Origin of the sequence: Chitinophaga silvisoli, from assembly GCF_003412465.1 — a bacterium.
GTDB lineage: Bacteria > Bacteroidota > Bacteroidia > Chitinophagales > Chitinophagaceae > Chitinophaga > Chitinophaga silvisoli.
This window is the reverse complement of record NZ_QTJV01000001.1, coordinates 320,836-339,199: the sequence shown is the minus strand read 5'-3', so window position 1 is coordinate 339,199 and position 18,364 is coordinate 320,836. Positions and strand designations below refer to the sequence as shown.

Annotated in this window: 13 protein-coding genes; 2 read left to right on the top strand and 11 right to left on the bottom strand. The window is 46.9% G+C overall.

The features are described 5' to 3' along the window. Nucleotide 1: 1 nt before the first annotated feature. From DXN04_RS01510 to DXN04_RS01485, 6 genes are all read right to left on the bottom strand, one after another. Nucleotides 2–2,035, bottom strand: coding sequence for a beta-L-arabinofuranosidase domain-containing protein (locus DXN04_RS01510; RefSeq protein ID WP_116851539.1), 2,034 nt, complete (start codon nucleotides 2,033–2,035; stop codon nucleotides 2–4). Nucleotides 2,036–2,183: 148 nt separating this feature from the next. Then, nucleotides 2,184–3,791: a RagB/SusD family nutrient uptake outer membrane protein gene (locus DXN04_RS01505; protein WP_116852393.1), complete on the bottom strand. Its 1,608-nt coding sequence runs from the start codon at nucleotides 3,789–3,791 to the stop codon at nucleotides 2,184–2,186. Nucleotides 3,792–3,802: 11 nt separating this feature from the next. Beyond that, the gene (locus DXN04_RS01500) at nucleotides 3,803–6,826 is read right to left on the bottom strand and encodes a SusC/RagA family TonB-linked outer membrane protein (protein ID WP_116851538.1); all 3,024 of its coding nucleotides are present in this window, start codon (nucleotides 6,824–6,826) and stop codon (nucleotides 3,803–3,805) included. A 130-nt stretch (nucleotides 6,827–6,956) separates the two neighbouring features. Then, entirely contained in the window at nucleotides 6,957–7,940 is a 984-nt protein-coding gene (locus tag DXN04_RS01495; protein ID WP_116851537.1) for a FecR family protein, read from the bottom strand. 56 nt (nucleotides 7,941–7,996) lie between these two features. Beyond that, a complete protein-coding gene (locus DXN04_RS01490; protein ID WP_116851536.1) occupies nucleotides 7,997–8,536 on the bottom strand; it encodes an RNA polymerase sigma-70 factor in 540 nt (179 codons plus the stop codon). Between the two features lie 159 nt (nucleotides 8,537–8,695). Then, the gene (locus tag DXN04_RS01485; protein WP_116851535.1) at nucleotides 8,696–9,403 is read right to left on the bottom strand and encodes an HAD family hydrolase; all 708 of its coding nucleotides are present in this window, start codon (nucleotides 9,401–9,403) and stop codon (nucleotides 8,696–8,698) included. Nucleotides 9,404–9,562: 159 nt separating this feature from the next. On the opposite strand from DXN04_RS01485, the gene DXN04_RS01480 reads away from it, so the two are divergent. Both DXN04_RS01480 and DXN04_RS01475 read left to right on the top strand, forming a co-directional pair. After that, nucleotides 9,563–10,336: a TerC family protein gene (locus tag DXN04_RS01480; protein WP_116851534.1), complete on the top strand. Its 774-nt coding sequence runs from the start codon at nucleotides 9,563–9,565 to the stop codon at nucleotides 10,334–10,336. Between the two features lie 31 nt (nucleotides 10,337–10,367). Continuing rightward, complete coding sequence (locus tag DXN04_RS01475) at nucleotides 10,368–11,174, top strand: dioxygenase family protein (RefSeq protein WP_116851533.1); 807 nt, start codon at nucleotides 10,368–10,370, stop codon at nucleotides 11,172–11,174. A 69-nt stretch (nucleotides 11,175–11,243) separates the two neighbouring features. Here DXN04_RS01475 and DXN04_RS01470 read toward each other — a convergent pair whose 3' ends face one another. From DXN04_RS01470 to DXN04_RS01450, 5 genes are all read right to left on the bottom strand, one after another. Further along, a complete protein-coding gene (locus DXN04_RS01470; RefSeq protein ID WP_116851532.1) occupies nucleotides 11,244–11,633 on the bottom strand; it encodes an acyl-CoA thioesterase in 390 nt (129 codons plus the stop codon). A gap of 169 nt (nucleotides 11,634–11,802) precedes the next feature. Further along, the gene (locus tag DXN04_RS01465; RefSeq protein ID WP_233525498.1) at nucleotides 11,803–13,725 is read right to left on the bottom strand and encodes a beta-N-acetylhexosaminidase; all 1,923 of its coding nucleotides are present in this window, start codon (nucleotides 13,723–13,725) and stop codon (nucleotides 11,803–11,805) included. 184 nt (nucleotides 13,726–13,909) lie between these two features. Next, nucleotides 13,910–15,268: a glucoamylase family protein gene (locus tag DXN04_RS01460; RefSeq protein ID WP_116851530.1), complete on the bottom strand. Its 1,359-nt coding sequence runs from the start codon at nucleotides 15,266–15,268 to the stop codon at nucleotides 13,910–13,912. A 1-nt stretch (nucleotide 15,269) separates the two neighbouring features. Further along, nucleotides 15,270–16,856, bottom strand: a complete 1,587-nt coding sequence (locus DXN04_RS01455) for a glucoamylase family protein (RefSeq protein WP_116851529.1) — start codon at nucleotides 16,854–16,856, stop codon at nucleotides 15,270–15,272. Next, nucleotides 16,856–18,361: a RagB/SusD family nutrient uptake outer membrane protein gene (locus tag DXN04_RS01450; protein WP_116851528.1), complete on the bottom strand. Its 1,506-nt coding sequence runs from the start codon at nucleotides 18,359–18,361 to the stop codon at nucleotides 16,856–16,858. Before DXN04_RS01450 ends, DXN04_RS01455 begins: the two co-directional genes overlap by 1 nt. Nucleotides 18,362–18,364 lie beyond the last annotated feature (3 nt).

Sequence of the window (18,364 nt, the reverse complement as noted above, 5' to 3'; positions counted from 1 at the left end):
TTTATGGTACTACAGGAAAAGCTACGATGCGCACTTTCGTGCAACCATAGGGCACGAGCGTGATTTCCTGTATAGTGTTGTCTACTTTTCCTTTGTAAATTCCTTCCCTGTCCGTAGGCGGCTGGTATGCCACACCATTCAGTTCTTTCCAGGAAGGAATTGATTTGGCCGGTACGGTGATGGTTACAGGAGCATGGGCCAGGTTCCACACGAACTGGTCATCCACCTGTTTTACCACTGCAGCTTTGAAATGAGCGGCAGGCTTTTCCACATTATCCCGGATCAGTGCATAGTTCCATTTACCTTCAGGATATACGCTGAAGTATTCGCCTTCTACTTCGTCTGTCGCTTTCTCCCATTTCTCATTCAGCTTCAGGGCGTAGACCAGCGGGCCTCTTTCCACTGCACGGGAATGTCTGCCCCATACGGTGGTGGTGATGTCCATTGGTAACTTCAGTACCAGTTTATCATTGTTTTTCCAGCTACGGTCGATGGTGATCACCTGGTTGCCGGTATCCTTGCGGAGTGGCTGTCCGTTCAGGAGAATGGTAGCTTCCTTACACCAGGCAGGGATGCGTAATTGTAATGGGAAGCTGGCTGCTTTTTTTGAAGATAACGTGAATGTGATCTCATCATTGAAAGGGTAGGTAGTGGCTTCATGAATGCTTACTTCTGTCTGGTCTTTGCCGACTTTTGCAGTCAGGTCATTTGGTGCGTAAGACAAGGCAGCCAGGCCTTTGCCAGGCGTGGCATACCAGAGTTGGGACGTGAATTTCGTCCAGCCCTGGTGCATGTTTGCCAGGCAACAGGTATAGCCGCTTCTGGCTCCCAGCACATTACACATTTCCCTGTTAAAAGGCAGGGAGAAGTCGAATACGCCTTTGCTGATCTGGATCTGGTTGGCTACCTGGAAATATTGTTTGTTGTTATAATCATCCGTTGTCTGTGTAGGCAGGGCGTTGAAAGTCATTTTTTCCAGCGCATCCATGTAGTGTACATCGCCGGTGATGGCAATGATGTTTTCCAGTGAATACATGGCTTCTACGATGCCGCAAAGTTCAATACCCTGGGTAGGTTCATTGCCATTCAGGTCTTCGTCGCCGCTGAAGATGCCCATAGGCAGACCATGAACGGTCATAAGGTCATGCCAGCCGCTTTGTAATGCCTTCAGGTCCTGCGGATCGCCGGTACGCTGGTAGTTGATAGCGGGCGATTTCAGGGCCATGGCTACATTTACACCGTGGCGGTTCATCCAGTTGCCCATGTGGGCGTAGGTAGTGGTGCTGATGACCCATTCATGGCCACCCATCCAGCGGGTCCAGGGGAAGGATTGCTGTTCGATCTTGTCTGCCAGCTGTAAGAGGGAAGGATCTTTCGTAATGCTGTAGAGCCATTGGGCCATCATTACATTGTCCGCCCCCCGGGAGGCTGCCCAGTCCGTCCACTTGCCGATAGGAGCAATATCGAGCGCTTTCTGCTGGTATTGGAAGTATTTAGTCATGAAGGTGATGACACGCTGATCACCGGTGGCGGAATAGTATTGCTGCAGTACTTTGAGCATGACCATCTTAGGCCACCAGTCATCGCCATCGGCAGCGGTGGAGACTTCTACGCTGCTGTGCTTCTCTCTTTCAGCACCGGTAATGGGGCCGAAGTAGCCGCTGGGACGCTGGTGGTCCAGGGTCCAGTTCACATAGCGGAGAACCTTTTCTTTCAGGGCTTTGTCATCGAGCAGGTAAGCGAGCGGGAGGGCACCATCCAGCCAGTAGGGCGTTTCTTCCCAGCCGTCGCCTTTGCCACCCAGCCAGCCGTTATCGTTCTTTATTTTAGCATAGTATTCGTCGAGGTGACCTGTGGAGCCGTCCCGCATGATGAGGAGCTGGTGCCTGAGCCAGCCGGCAGGCTTAATGCTACCGAGGGGCAGGTTGGTGTAGACGGGGGCCTGATAGGAAACCTGTTGTGGAGCGGAGTGACCGGATGCCGGGAGTAATGATAATACGGCAAGGGTACAACCCGCGAGCAAATTGATTTTCATTCGTTGAGACTTGAGTATATACAATAATAACGTGAGGGAGTAAGGTAGAAAAAATAAGCGAAAAAAATGCTGACACCTTCGGCATCAGCATTTTTTTCGTGGGAGTTCGGTTCGCAACCGGCTTTGAAATCCAGATGTTTGCTGATGCCTAGTAATCGGGATTTTGCGAGATATTTGGATTACCATTTATCACTGATTGGGGAATAGGGAATACGATCCTGTAGGCACCATTTGGTTTGTGAGAGAGCCAGCTTCTGGTAGTATAGGTGCCAAAGCGGATCATATCCCTCCTTCTGCATCCTTCCCAGGCAAATTCCCATCCCAGTTCATCATACATTCCACCGTATTGCAAGGTGCTAACATCTCCCTGGTCTACGATTGTATACTTTTCCACATATCCCCATTGATATTTTGTATTTCCATTCAGGCGCTCAGCAGTGACTGTGGCCAATGAAGGGTTGGATATGAATGCGCGGGTTCTGACCTGGGTGACCAGTGCTGCCGCAGCGTCACCATCACCGGTACGCAGCAAACATTCTGCTTTCATCAGCAATACCTGTGCATAGCGAAAGAATGGGAAATCATTATCCAGGTCACGCTTTGCATTCAGCTTCACTTCGAATTTATTCATGCGGTAACCCTCTGCTTCACCTGTGTATAAGCCATCAGGCAATTCCTTTGTAAATATGAGGGGCTGACCGCTCAGTTCATAGGAGCCCATCAATGCTGTTACGCCGTCAGATGCATACTGCGGTCCCATGAGCCAGCTGCCTGATAAACGGCTGTCATTGCTATCGTAGGTATCTATAAACTGTGGTACAGCCTTGCTACAACCGGCCCCATATGGCGTAGTCTGCATTTCATATTTTGCTTTCAGGGCTGCATGCCATGAATACATATGTACATAGAAGTTAGTACCCAGGTTTTCATCGAAAGGGATTGAAAATATGATCTCTGGAGAGTTTTCATTTTCTGTTTTGAAGATATCTTTCGAATTTGCTTCCAGTGTATATTTTCCACTATTGATGATATCATTGCACTGCGCCAGGCAATCCATCCAGTGGTCCTCACCTACATAGACCTTTGCATTCAGGTAGATATTGGCCAGCAGCGCTTTTGCAGCCCATTTGTTGAAGCGGCCATAATACAATTTGCCTTTTTCTTCACTGAGCAAAGGAATAGATTCAGTCAGTTCTGTAACGAGGAATTCGTAGATCTCTTTCCTTGGATGCCTGGATGGTAATGAAGTCTCTGCCCAATCGGTCACCAGGGGGGCATCTCCAAAATTATCCATGATCAGCCAGTAATACAGGGCACGCGCCACACGCATCTCGGCAATAGCAGCCTCCGCTCCAACCTCCGCAGGTACTGGTGCTATGCTATCCTGTAACTGGTAGATGATACGATTGGTGTTGATAACACCTGCGTATAGTTTGTTCCATGTATTGTTAATATGACTCTGGTCGGCATTCCAGTTGTGCAAATGGAGTTTCTTATAAATGCCGCCATCATCCCAGCCAGATGCATTGGCCGGCATCACAATTTCATCAGTACTCGCTTCCTGCAGCATATAATAATCCTGCTCTCCCCAGAGGGTACGCAGGTTAGCGTAAGCCTTTCCGATTACACTATAAAAATCTTTTTCTGTATACTGGTAGTTTTCAGACGTGGTTGTACTATATGCTTTTTCTTCCAGTTGCTTGCTACATGCGGTGAGCAGGCAAGCGCTCAGTAGCAGGTATGTAATCCATCTCATAAAGTCCTGTTTCAAAATGTAAAGAATGCACCAAAGGTGTATGTACGGGTAGCAGGATAGCGGTTGCGATCATCTACACCCGGAGCCAGGCCACCGATGCTGACTTCCGGATCTATGCCTGCATATCCCGTAATGGTAGCCAGGTTGGATACCGCGGCATAAATACGCATGTTTTGAAAATTCTTATACGGTAAGGCGAGGTTATAGCCTACTGTTACATTGTCTATCTTCCAGTAATTTCCTTTCTGGACATAATAACTTACATACTGCAGGGATTGATCGTCTGCCAGTGGTCGCTTACCATACAGGTTATCATAAGTAGACTGCATCACATTGCCCCTGGCCAGCATGACCGGTGCGCTGTAAAACATTTGCGCCATGTTCAGGATCTGAAATCCAAAGGCTCCGCGCATGGTCATACTCAGATCGAATTTCTTATAGCTGATAGTATTGTTAAAGTTCAGGTAATGCCGGGGCAATCCGTTTCCAATCACCCGCTTATCAGTAGGCTGTTGTTGTGCTATGGGTTTGGCATTCCCATCACTCCCCCTGATCATCCAGTGTCCATTGTCGTCAATACCTACAGATTGATAGCCGTAGAAGTTGCCTACCGGCTGACCTACCTGTATACGATGGGTCGTGCTCTGGATAGGCTCCCCGGTAGATCCCTGATCACTATAGCCACTGGCCAGCTGAAAGGCATCGTTAGAAAGTGAAACAATCCTGTTGGTATTATGTGAATAGTTTACAGAGCTGACCCACTGAAACTTATTATTGCGGATAGGTGAAGCAGAAAGAGCAGCTTCTATACCGCTGTTCTCCATCGTAGCACCGTTGGCGGTAATGGTAGAAAAGAGGTAGGGAGGAGAAGGAACAGGATAGTCAAAGATGAGATCTCTGGTAGTACGTTTATAGATGTCCACTGAACCGGATACACGGTCATTCAAAAAGCCGAAATCTATGCCGGCATTAAATTCACGCTTCGTTTCCCAGCGCAGATCAGGATTAGGATTATTACCGGGGCTGATGACCTGGATCCATTCTCCATTGATGTAGGTGTAACTATCGAAGTTGATTTTATTTAAAGAGATATAGGAGGAGCCTGGCTCTGTACCTGTGATACCGTAGCCGGCCCTTACTTTCAGGGTACTGAGTAATTTACTGTCTGTCAGGAATTCTTCATTTTTGATATTCCAGCCGACGGAGATAGCGGGAAAACTACCCCATTTATGATCGGCACCAAAGCGGGTACTGCCCTCCCTGCGCATACTTGCCATGAGCAGGTACTTTTCCCTGAAATTATAATTGACACGGGCAAAGAAACCAATGAGCCGGGATTCCGAGGCATTACTGCCTTCGGTGGCTTCACCCCTGCTCAGTGCCTTGCCAGTGCTCATGTTATTGTAAGAGAAGAAGTCTGTAGGAAAGTCCCAGTTATTCATATAATAACTTTCGCTGAATGCTTTCCGCCAGCTAAAACCACCCAGTACGGTAAAATGATGATCTTTCAGGTCTTTATTATACTGGCTGGTGAAGTCCACCTGGTCTTCCCGGGTTTGCAATGTACCACGGGAAGCATAGCCATTTTTACCATCGCGGATAGTGGAAATATGATGTTTGGTTTCGTAATAGCCCCTTAAGCTGTTGTACACATCATGACTACCCAGCAGCTTAAATTCCAGGCCGGACAAGGGAGTGAATGTGATGGTACCATAAGTACGGAAATCACTGTTTTTGTTCAGGCCCACAGTTTCATACAGCAGGGAGAGCGGGTTTACATAATCCGTCTTATCTGTATGCTGTGTCCAGCTACCATCTGCCGCCTTTACGGGATCGGTAGGATTGTAGGTGAGGGCATTGCGGTATACATCGCCCCGGTAGCTGTTAGGTATGAGGGAAGCATTATCTTCGGTGCCTGCAAAGTATTTCTGCTGGTAGCCGAGTATACTGGCATCGATCTTCAGCATCCCGTTGAACATGGTATGATTGACAGCCAGGCGGGGATAAAAGGTCTTGTTATTGCTGTTCTGCACTATCCCGTTCATATCCCTGTATTCCATACTGGCAATGTAGCCGGTGTTCTTACTTCCGCCTCTCAGGGTCACGCTATGCACCTGGGAGAGTGGTGTTTGGGTGATTTCGTTCAGCCAGTTAGTGCTGGCACCGAAGTCCTGTGCGCCGGGTTTGCCGGCGGCCACCAGTTCCCGGTATTGAGATGGTGTCATGAACTTCAGTCTGCGTGAGATAGACTGGGTGGTGACATAAGTGTTGATGTCAATGGTAGGCGGCAGATCTTTGACCGCTTTTTTGGTAGTGATCAGGATGACACCATTGGTGCCGCGGGTACCATAGATAGCAGCGGCGGAACCGTCTTTGAGCACGTCTATCTGCTCAATGTCTTCGGGGGCTACCATTGTCAGATTGCCGGGGATCCCATCGATCAGGATGAGGGGATTGCTACCAGAGTTGATGGTGTTCACTCCTCTGAGTGACAACTGTGAGGTAGTGGTTGGGTTGCCATCCGGCGTGATGACACTGAGGCCTGCTACTTTGCCCCGTATCAGCTGGGCGGCATCAGTTACGGCACCTTTTACGAAGTCTTTGGCTTTGACAGAGCCGATGGCACTGGTGAGTAATTCCCTTTTTTGCGAGCCATAACCTATTACCACCACTTCGTCCATAGTTTTGGTATCGGTTTTCATTTTCACCACCAGGGTGAAGGCGGCATCGGGCTTCAGGGTGTAGCCGCTCAGTGTTTGTGTCTCAAAACCAACATATGAAAAGGTAAAGCTGTAATTGGTGCCGGCGGGTAGCTGGGCGAAGCGGAATACGCCGGTGCTGTCCGTCTGGGTACCGGCGGTAAAGCCGGTAGCATTGTTTTTTGCAGCTACATTTACATAACCCAGGGCGAGTCCTTTTTCATCACGAACGATACCCCGTACAGTGGCCCGCTGTTCCTGTGCCAGTAAAGCATAGGGACAACACAGGACAAAGAGGAGCAACCAGATCATGGTCATTCGGCTTTGCTTGGTCATAAGGTTTTCGAAGTGTTTATGAAAATGGGCTGATCACAGGTTCCCTCCCTCCTACGTCGCCGTAGCTTGCGCTACAGCGATATAGGAGGATAAATAGGATAACCTTATTTGGATTGACTCATTCTCGGTTTTAATTGGATTTGCGCACGGTGTATTTTCCCTCTTTGTGTAGGATTGTCAGGTTGTTTAAGAGTGCAATATCCTCCATGATCTTATCCAATGCATCGTTTTTGTCAAATTTTGCCGCAAAGTACATATTCTGGAGGTCTGCTGGTTTATAATCGATTTCGACGTGGTAATATTCACTTAACTGATCGAATACCTGGCAAAGGGACTGGCCGCTGAAGAGGTACCAATCCGGCCGGGTATCGGCTGCTGTATGTTTTTTAGAAGGGAGGGTAATCAGGTCAACACTCCCTCCCTCTTTATAATACGTTAATTCCTGTCCGGGCTGCAGGGTGAATCGTTGCTTTCCTGCCGTGACAGCAACTTTTCCTGTGTAGAGCCTTACCCGGATGGTTGTGCTGCTATCGAAAGCGCTCACATTAAAGGATGTCCCCAATACGGTGGTGTATATGCCACCGCTATATACCATAAATGGCCGTTGTTCATTTTTGGCTACCTTGAACAGGCCCTGGCCTGTGAGGTAGATTTTCCCATCGAAGGGTTCCTGGTAGCGGATACCGCTTTGTGGTTGTAACTCCACCACCGAAGCATCCGGCAAACTCAGCGCTAACACTCCTTTTGCGGAATTAAAGCGCTGTTGCCATGATGGGGTTTGATGCATTACAGTAATAATATCTTTATTAAGGACCGGAGGGGTATGTTGTACCCAGCTCCGGCCGGTTATTAACAACAATGTGATGGCGGCCGCTATGCTTCCCCATATGATCATGCGTTTTCTAACCGGTGTCTTACCCTTCTGCACGTTCTGCCACATTCTGTCAGATACGGCAGGGTGCAGGCGAAAGGCATCTGGCTCTTCTACTTCTGTTTCCGGCATGAGCTCATCCAGCTTTTCGGGATGTTCCTGCAGGTAGTCATTCACCAGTCTTCTCTCCCGGGCTGAACAATCGTTCCTAAGATACCGGTCAAATAACTCTTTTGTGATCATGGTTGCTATAGTATACGTTTGAAAAAAGGCAAACCCTTGGTTCCGGGAAAGAATTTTTAAAATAAATGCAGGATCAGGAAAACGATCAGCACCTCACGGAGTTGTTTCAATGCCTGGGTGATGTGGCCTTCTACCGTTTTGACAGATAAACCGAGTGTATCAGCAATCTCTTTGGTGCTCATGTGCTGCATTCGACTCATGGTAAAGACTTGTTTCCTGACAGGGGGCATGGTATCAATGGCATGATTTAGCTTTTTCTGCAATTCCTCGGCAGCCATTTTGTCCAGCACGGAGGCATGCTCCATCAATGTAGTCTTGTCCGGGGATTTGGTTTGCAGAGACTGGCGCTTATCCTGCTTTCGTAACAGGTCGATCAGGGTGGTCCGCGCCATGCGGAAAATCTGGGTAAAGAGGGTATAATCTTCTGTGAGGGAACTACGGTATTGCCACAACTTGATAAAAGTGAGCTGGGTGGTTTCTTCTGCCAGGTAAGGGGACTGTGTCTTGTTGAGTATATATAAATAGATCTTCTCGTGGTATTCATGAAATACCGACTCAAATACGGATTCGTCCCCCTCTTTTAAAGCAGCGATCATTATATATTTCTAAAGGTTTGAACGTGGTGGGGGTAAAAATAAAGTTTTTACTGAAAGTATTAAATTTTGACAGGCAATAATAGGGGTATTCACCTCCTTCCCATTGGAGGGGGAGCGCAATTCAAAAAGGCATCTCAGCCTTGTTTGCCGTAATCGCTATCAGGAAATTTCGCTGGATGGTGAAATAAACAATGGCAATACATCCATGATCTGTTCCACCTGCCTGAAGTTGGGATTGTCAATATGCACATCTACATGTTCATGCGCCCAGGTGGTATGAAAAGGGATGTGGATAGCATGGCCGCCCAGGTCCAGCACCGGCAGTACATCCGACTTAAGGCTATTCCCAATCATGAGGAATTGTTCCGGCTGGATGTCGAGGTGCTTTAAGAGCTTCTTATAATCTTTCGGCTGCTTGTCGGACATAACTTCTACATGGTGGAAATAATGATCCAGGCCGGAATTACGCAATTTCCGCTCCTGGTCCAGCAGGTCCCCTTTGGTAGCTACGACCAGCCTGTAGTGTCCTTTCAGTGATTGCAATACTTCCTCTACCCCTTCCAGTACGACAATGGGCCGGGCCAGCAGTGCCTTGCCATAGGTAATAATTTTGTCTACGGCCGAGATGTCGATGGTATTATTGCTGACGGTGAGCGCAGTCTCTATCATAGAGAGCATAAATCCTTTGATACCATAGCCATAAAGGGTAAGGTTTTTGATCTCTGTGTGTAACAGTTCCCTTGCAACGGTATGTTGGGGCAGGTAGGCTTCCATTAGCTGGCAGAACTCGTTTTCTGTTTCACGGAAATAGGGTTCATTGACCCAGAGTGTATCGTCTGCATCGAACGCAATTACTTTTATACTCATATATTAAATTAACGACGGGTTACGATACTAAAGTTATTCTTTTTGCCGGAGAACCGGGTGCAGTGAATAGAATCTTCGATGCAGCTGTGTGTGCAGCGGTATCGTAGATTGAGAATTCTGGCATATCTTGCCACCGCGAACTAAACAAAACCTATTGTCATGGAAAATCTATTTACTGTTGATGCTCTTATCAGCCTGTTGACCCTAAGTGTATTGGAAATTGTACTGGGTATAGACAACATCGTATTTGTCTCTATCCTCGCCGGTAAACTGCCGGCGGATAAACAAAAGAAAGCCCGCAGACTGGGGATGACCCTGGCCATGTTTATCAGGATTGGCTTACTGATGTCTATCAGCTGGATCATGTCACTGACTACACCGCTCTTCAACCCGGGTAGCTGGATTGGCATGCAAAACCCGAAATGGCTACAAATGGCGGAAATCTCCGGCAGGGATCTGATCCTTTTGATTGGAGGTCTCTTTTTGATTTATAAAAGCACCTCAGAAATTCACGAAAAACTGGAAGGTGGTGAGCATACTACAGACACGCCTAAAGTAGCCGGGTTTGCCCACACTATTATCCAGATCCTGCTGCTGGATATCGTCTTTTCCCTGGATTCTGTGATTACTGCCGTGGGCATGGCCGATCATATAGAAATTATGATTGCTGCTGTGATCATTGCTGTGGGTATTATGCTACTGGCCTCAGAAGGGATCAGTAAGTTTGTGGACACACATCCTACTGTGAAAATGCTGGCGCTATCCTTCCTCTTACTCATTGGAGTGTCATTACTGGCAGAAGCATTTGATCAGCACATTCCAAAGGGGTATATTTACTTTGCGATGGCGTTCTCCGTATTTATAGAATTATTAAATCTGAAAATGCGTGCAAAGAGCGCTCATCCGGTAAAGCTCAAACAGACGAAAGTATAATAGAACAGTGCATCCGAAATCATTTATTAAAATGGCAGCATTGCTGCCATTTTTGCCTTACTCTTCACAGTTAGAAAAGGCGCTGAACCTGCCAGGGATCTTCCAGCCCACGGAGAAAATGCCTGTGCTTTTTGTAGGACATGGCGATCCGGAAAATGCTTTCCGGGATAATCCATTTACCCAGGCCCTTGCCAAAATGGGCAGGGAACTACCCCGCAAACCCACAGCCATCATGGTCATTTCGGCACATTACCTTACTGCCGAAGCATCTTACCTGAAAGTACCCGGGCATTTCAATTGCCCTTATTATAGCGTATACGGCGCTACCGCCTTTAAAGACAAGGTGCCGCAGGTGACCGTAGATGAAAGCACGGATATGGACCACGGAGCATTTTCCGTATTAAGACACCTGGCTCCCGATATGGATGTGCCGGTGATGGAGCTCAGTATTCCCATGTCACAGCGGCTGGATTACCACTGGAAACTGGCGCAATACCTAAAGCCACTACGAGAAAAAGGTGTGCTGATCATTGGGAGTGGCAATATTGTGCATAACCTGGAAAAAGGCTTCTTTAAAGGGGCATTTTCGACCAATAAGCCTTATTCATGGGCCGTCGAGTTCGACGAGTGGGTAAAGGCAAGGATTGATGAACGGGATTTTGGCAGCCTGTTTTACTACAATAACCTGGGTAAGATTGCTTTGAAAGCGGTACCCACCACAGATCACTATATTCCTATGCTATATGCCATTGCGATGGCAGATAAACATGAGCCTATTAAGTATACTTATGAAGAAGTGTTTTCGGCGTTTAGCATGCGCTGTTTCAGAGTAGGATAAGCAGCAGGCTCCTCCATCCTGCAGAGGTACAGGATACTACAGACCATGGAATTGTAAATGCTCAGATAACTACTCGCGCAGCCGCTCGTCAGTATAAGTGATCTCTGTCTTACCGTGTGCCCATGGTTTACCATTTTCATCCACACTTACAAATACCATCTTATCGATGGTGAGGATGCTCTTTTTGGTAATCTTGTTACGTGCTTCGCAGGTAAGGGTGAGCGAGGTAGTACCAAAGTGAATAGCCTTGATACCTAATTCCAGGATGTCTCCCTGCTTTGCAGAGCTGATGAAATTGATCTCGGACATGTACTTGGTCACACAACGGTTGGTACCTAACTGGATGATGGCATATATGGCGGCTTCTTCATCGATCCAGGATAATAAACTTCCGCCGAACAAGGAACCGTGAGCATTTAAATCCTCCGGTTTTACCCATTTTCTAGTATAAAAATTCATTGCACATTCTATTGCCACGCAAAATTAAAACTTTCACAGGATAAAACCCTGTATGATTAATTCCTCTTTCCGCTTGCTGAAAAGGCCGGCACTCTGAGCAGACATTGCCTTGCTTCCATTGAAAAAGGAAAGCAATGAGGTTGTAAATGCAACCTCATTGCTATTCAAATTAATACACGTGACGTTTCTCATCCAGTCGTTTGGCCAGGTCTTCTTTGGTGATATCTACCTGAGCGCCTACCGGCTTGCCATTGCGATAAGTAATCACTTTCAATATATTAGCACCGACAGGCCACTGGAGTGGCTGGCCAGTATATTTTGGATAATGTGCATCAGGGTTGGTATTATCGAAGCTGTAATACAAATCCAGTCCTTTGATCTCTGTGGTCAGGTTGATCTCATAATCGTAACGATTAATTCTGACCGGCTTGAAAATCACATTGTATACGCTACGGGCATACTTGATATCCGCAGCATCCAGTCTTTTGAAGTTCTCTTCCAGCCTTGGGATAAAGTCATCCCAGTTTCTCTTTGCCCTGGGACTCCAATATACTTCAGAAAGCGCAATAGAACGTGGCCATACCATGTATTCTACGTGACGGAATACAGGTACTGACTCAGTCCAGAGGTTGCCCTGACCACCGAGAATGTATTTTTCATCTACGCTATCAGGTACCGGATCGTAGTTGTAGGAATCAGACAGGCGGCACATACCATAGGTAGGAGGTTCAGCAGTCTGCTCTCCCTGATAAAGATCCAGGTATACAAAGTCCCATGGTGTCATTACAACGTGATGATTCATTCTGGCAGCAGTGATACCACCAATCATACCTCTCCAGCTCATTACTGTTGCTTCAGGAGCAAGACCACCTTCCAGGATTTCATCCCAGCCGATCATCTTTTTACCTTTTGCTTTGAGCATAGTTTCTATTCTCTTTACAAAGTAACTCTGCAACTCGTCTACATCTTTCAGGTGCTCATGTTCCATTCTCGCCTGGCATTTAGGACATTTCTTCCAGAAGCCTTTGTAAGCTTCATCTCCGCCTACGTGGATGTATTTGGACGGGAATAATGCAGCGATTTCGGTGAACACTTTGTCGAGTACCATGAAGATGCTATCGTTGCCCACACAGAGAACGTTGTCTTCGCGGGTATAGAAATCACGGCCTGCATTGACCCTGTAAGGCAGTTGAGTGCAGGAGAGATTAGGATAAGAAGCAATCATGGCAAGGCTATGCGCCGGTACATCTATTTCAGGTAAGATAGTAACACCTCTGGCAGCTGCATATTTCAGCAGTTCCTTAATGTCCTCCTGCGTGTAAAAACCGCCATCGGTTGTTTTCTCATTTGCCAGGTCTGCTGGTAACTTACCCCAGCGACCCGTGCGTGGTACTCTCCAGGCACCTACCTTCGTCAGTTCAGGCAGGCTCTTGATTTCAATACGCCATCCTTCATCGTCAGCGAGGTGCAGATGCAGGGTATTGTATTTATAGCGGATCATTTCATCGATGAACTGCTTTACTTCTTCTTTGGTAAAAAAGTGACGGGATACGTCGAGCATTAAACCTCGCCATCCGAAACGGGGATAGTCCATGATCTCTGCGCAGGGCATGGTCCAGGCTACATGCTTTACGGACTGGCTTTCGATATCCGGCGGCAACAGTTGCAGTATAGTCTGTAAACCGTAGAAGATACCTGAAGTGGTATTGGCTTTCAGCACTACTCCGCCAGGTGTTACCTTCAGGGTATAACCTTCCTCTCCTATCGAAGCATCTGCCTTTGTATTCAGTTCAAGACTAATGCGTTTTTTACCACTATTGCTGCGTTTCAGATCATAGCCGGTACTGGATTTCAGTTTGGTGGTAAACCAGTCTGCTGTTTCCTTTAATTTGTTATCAGAAAGAGATAAGACAGTCGTATTATCCAGCGTAAATTCTCCGCTTTGCTCTGTCACCTTTACAGGCTCCGGAATGATTTTGATTCTGCCATCATTGGCATAGCTGCGAACCACCATCAAAATAAAGAAAAGAATTAGTCCGCTCCCTGACAAGAGCAATCTTAACCTAAAATCTAACAATCGTGCTGTAGTCATAATTTAAATTGAATTGCTTAACAAATTAACGATAGGCTATAAGTATAATACTTTTTCTCTACTATTCGTAATCTGTATGATGTGTGGTAAAATGGCTTACAGTACTGCATCCCGGCACATTCCGCGGGGTCATATCGCTTAATTAATACAAAAAAAAGGTCTGCCTTACGGCAGACCTTTTTTATCATTTTATATACGGACTCTCGAAGCCCAATTTCTTTAACCCTGCCTGCACTTCCGGACAACTCATGAACAACTTCCACAACAAGGCACTTCTATAATTCTCCATCATCACTACCTCCGGTCCCTGATCTATAGCAAGGTATTTTTGCGGATACCAGTTATCTGTCTCGCTGAATGCATCATAAAAACCATACTTACCAAACAGCTTCCCCTCATAGTGCTTATACCAATGTACCATCGCCTGTTTTGAATACTCCGGTGTATAGGGCATAGAGGACAATGCCGCCGTAGGTGATATTACTCCCAGATCAGTTTCCTTACCCGGTGCATGCGCTGCATAACCACCCACAGAATAGCTGGCAGTCAACCCCCAGCTATCAGCACCATAGCCCTTGAAGTGTTTAGGGTTTTCTATACACCAGGCCCTGTCTATCAATACGTGGTTCACATTGTGCTCCCAGTAATCAGCATACTTATCTTTCAGACCATGCGGATCCAGACCCAGGTATGAATAATGTGACCAGAACAATGGCCCACCTAATTCACGTGCAAAGTTATGATGCAGTTTCAACGTATAGCCATATGCATTTACACTATCCCTGATCTTTCCTCCCTTTGCCCAACCTTCGTGATATACTTCAGCAGGAATACCATAGGTAGGTGAAGACGCTGCCAGTACATACATGATCAGGCACTCATTATACCCTGTTACCGCAAAGTTCATCTGCCACTCATAGGTGGGTGACCAGTGCCAGTATAATACATTCTTACCATTGCGATACCAGCTCCATTCTACTTCTTCCCACATCTTATTAATCCTGGCAGCCAGTGCTTTTTCCTGCTCATTGCCGTTCGCAAAATACTGCCTTACACACAACAGCCCCTGCATCATAAATGCTGTTTCTACCAGGTCGCCACCATTATCTTTCTGTCCGAAAGGTTTTACCTTACCGGTTTCGCCATAGATCCAGTGAGGCCATGCACCATGAAAACGGTCGGCCTTTTCCAGGAAATCAGCGATGTGCACCAAACGTTCGAAACCCTGCTGGCGGGTGATATACCCTCTTTCGATACCTACCAGGATAGACATGATACCAAACCCTGAACCACCTGTGGTCACCACGTTCTGATCATGTTCCGGATAATCGCCATCTACATGATAGCGTTCTCTGGCCAGTCCGCTATGCGGCTCTGCACCATCCCAAAAGTACTCGAATGTTTGCTTCTGTACTAAGTTGAAAATAGAATCGGTAGTCAATGTTGTATCTACCAATGTGTCTTTTGAAGCGGATTTGTTTGCCTGATGACAGCCTGTATTTGCCATTATGGCCAGCAATCCTCCAAATAATAATGTTCTCATGTTAGTGAAGTTGAACTACCTGTGTTATATTATCTGAACTACCTTTTAACCGTGCTGTATATTTTCCCACGGAAGTATTGAATGTCACCTGCGTACTACCTGCATTTACCGATGTGGTGCTCACTATGGTACCATCTGTTTTCTCGAGCGTAAAGGTCCCGGCAGTGCTCATATATACATCCAGCTGATAAGTATCGGCATCCGGATGCCTGATCAAATCTACCACTTTGTTCTCAACCTCGGGAACAGACAGGTAAAACCCAGTACTGCGCACCGGTGCATGAAATCCTAATTGTGTCAGCGCGGTCTTCACACCGGAAATATTCATGAACAGGTTCCACAACAGACCACTGCGATAGTTTTCTATCATGGCTACTATCGGTCCCTGATCGATGGCGAGGTATTCATTGTCCATCCAGTTTCTGCTTACATTCAGCGCATCGTAAAAACCATACTTCCCGTATAGAGCTTTTTTGTTTTCATACAGATTACGCATCACCTGCATTGAATAATACGGTGTGTAAGCAATGGAAGATAATGCCGCTGTAGGCGCTATTGTACCATTGTCGCTGGTGGGCTGAAACGCATTGTAGCCATCAGGACCATCACTGGCTGTCAATCCCCAGAGAGAAGCGCTATAACCATAATTAGAAGGCGCACCGTATAAGCAATAAGACCTGTTAATCAGTACATGCTTTACAGCCTGCTGCCAGTAATTGGTGTAGTTATCTTCCAGCTGACGGGGATCTAAACCGATGAAGGAATAATGAGAGAAAAACAATGGCCCTATATAATTATTACTTGAAATTGAGACGGTGTAACCCTGATAAGTATTTTGTACTCCAAAGCCGGCAGTAATCCAGGTGTTATTATAAACGCTTACATCAATTGGGTGGGTGGGAGATGCGGCGGCCAGCACATAAGTGATGAGTGCTTCATTCCAACCTGAGATCGGCAGGTTCATTGTCCAGTCGTAATCTGGGCTCCAGTGCCAGTAAAGTTTATTATCTCCTTTGCTGGCATACCAGTCCCACTCCACTCCTTCATAAAGCGTCGTGATTTTGTTCCGGAGATTGGTTTCTGCCGTATCCGAACCGGTGAAGTAAGCGCGGGCAATGAGGAGCCCGTTTATCAGGAATGCTGTTTCTACCAGGTCGCCTCCGTTATCATACGTACTAAAGGGCACCACTTTCCCGGTAGCACCATTGAGCCAGTGTGGCCATGCGCCGTGGAAACGGTTGGCATCCTGCAGGAAGTAACAGATGGTACGTAAGCGGTTGACTGCATCCGTGCGGGAGATCCATCCCCTGGAAGTAGCTGCTACGATACCTGCGATTCCGAAACCGGTACCCCCGGTAGTGACAACATCTCCGCTGCTGCTGCGCTCTAAAGCCATTCCGGAGCTGGCATGGGCTCCGTTCCAAAAGTATCCAAAGCTGGCCTTCTGTACATCATTGATGATGGTGAGGTCTGGTATAGAAGTAGTTACGGAGTCCTGGGGGGACTCCGTAACGTTTTGCTCTTTTTTACAACCAGCAGCCGTCCAGAGCAGGAATAAGCTGTAGGTGACCACTAATAAATTCTTCATTAGTATCCTGGATTCTGTTTCAATGCATTACCACTGGCATTAATTTCACCCTGAGGAATCGGGAAGACCTCGTTCTTACCGTCTACAAAGTTCTTACCCAGTGCACGGAGTACCGTACCTGCACGGCCTTGTCTGATCAGATCGAAGAAGCGGTCATGTTCCATAGCCAGTTCCCATCTTCTTTCATTCCAGATGGCAGTACGCAGATCGGTTTGTGTAGATGCAGTGGTGTTGCCCAGACCTGCACGGTTACGGATCTTATTCACATCGGTAATTGCAGTAGCGGTATTACCCAGTTCATTGGCAGCTTCTGCATTGATCAGGTAAATTTCACCCATACGCAGGATACGTACGTTTTTGTTAGTCAGATCCGCATCGCCGCTATATGTTTCCTGTGTAGCGCTTACATAAGCTTTATAGTTATAACGCTGGTTTACTGCGCTTTTCAGAATTACGCCATCAAACAGGGTATCACCTACGTGGATGATGGTTGCTTTTTTGCGCAGGTCACCTGCTTCGTAGCTATTATCCAGGTCTTCGCTAGGCGTATTGAAACCCCAGCCTGTTACAGCGGTAGTCACCCCGGCAAAAGTAGCACCACGGATAGCCTGTGTTACAGAATATTGCTGTACGCCTGAGGTAGGGCTACCGGATTTAGCCTGTACTTCGAACAGTGACTCAGAACTGTTTTCGCCTACTTCGCGCCAGATTTTGCTATAGTCGCTTACCAGTGCATAAGAACCTACAGCACCGTTGATAATCTGGGTAGTGAGGTCATATGCCTGTTGGTATTTCTTTTCATACAGGCTCACTTTGGCCAGCAGTGCAGTAGCAGCACCTTTGTTTGCACGGCCTATATCTTTTGAAGCCTGGTTATCAACTGTAGGCAGCACACTGATAGCATAGTTCAGGTCAGCTTCAATAAATGCGTAAACTTCTGCAGAAGATACCTGTGTATTACCTTTTGCCAGAGATGCTGCATCATCCGCATTCAGGACAGTATCTACCAATGGAATGTTACCAAACATTCTCACCAGGTTGAAATAATAGTAAGCTCTCAGGAAACGTGCTTCACCCTTCAATTGGGTAGCAGTACTGGCATCCAGTGTGGTGAACAGCGGAATTTGCTGCAGTGCTACGTTACAGTTGGATACACCCTGGTAGTTACCTTTCCATCCATCGCTCACACTACCTGAAGTAGCAGTGTAAGTGATCGCATCCATCTGGTCCTTGTCGGAACCATTATCACCTGAAGAGCTACCTTTATCCGCATCATCAGAGGTAATGCTGCTGGTACCTAACCATGCAAAGCTGGTTTCGGCCCAGGTAAGCAGGTTAGTATAACATGCATTTGTGAATTTAGTAGCGTTGCTATTATCGTTATAAATAGAATCACTGGTAGCTAACTGGTTTTCAGCATCAACATTTAACCAGTCTTTTTTACAGGCACTCAGAGAGATCGCCGCAGCCCCTACCGTTATGATGAATAAACTAAACTTTTTCATATA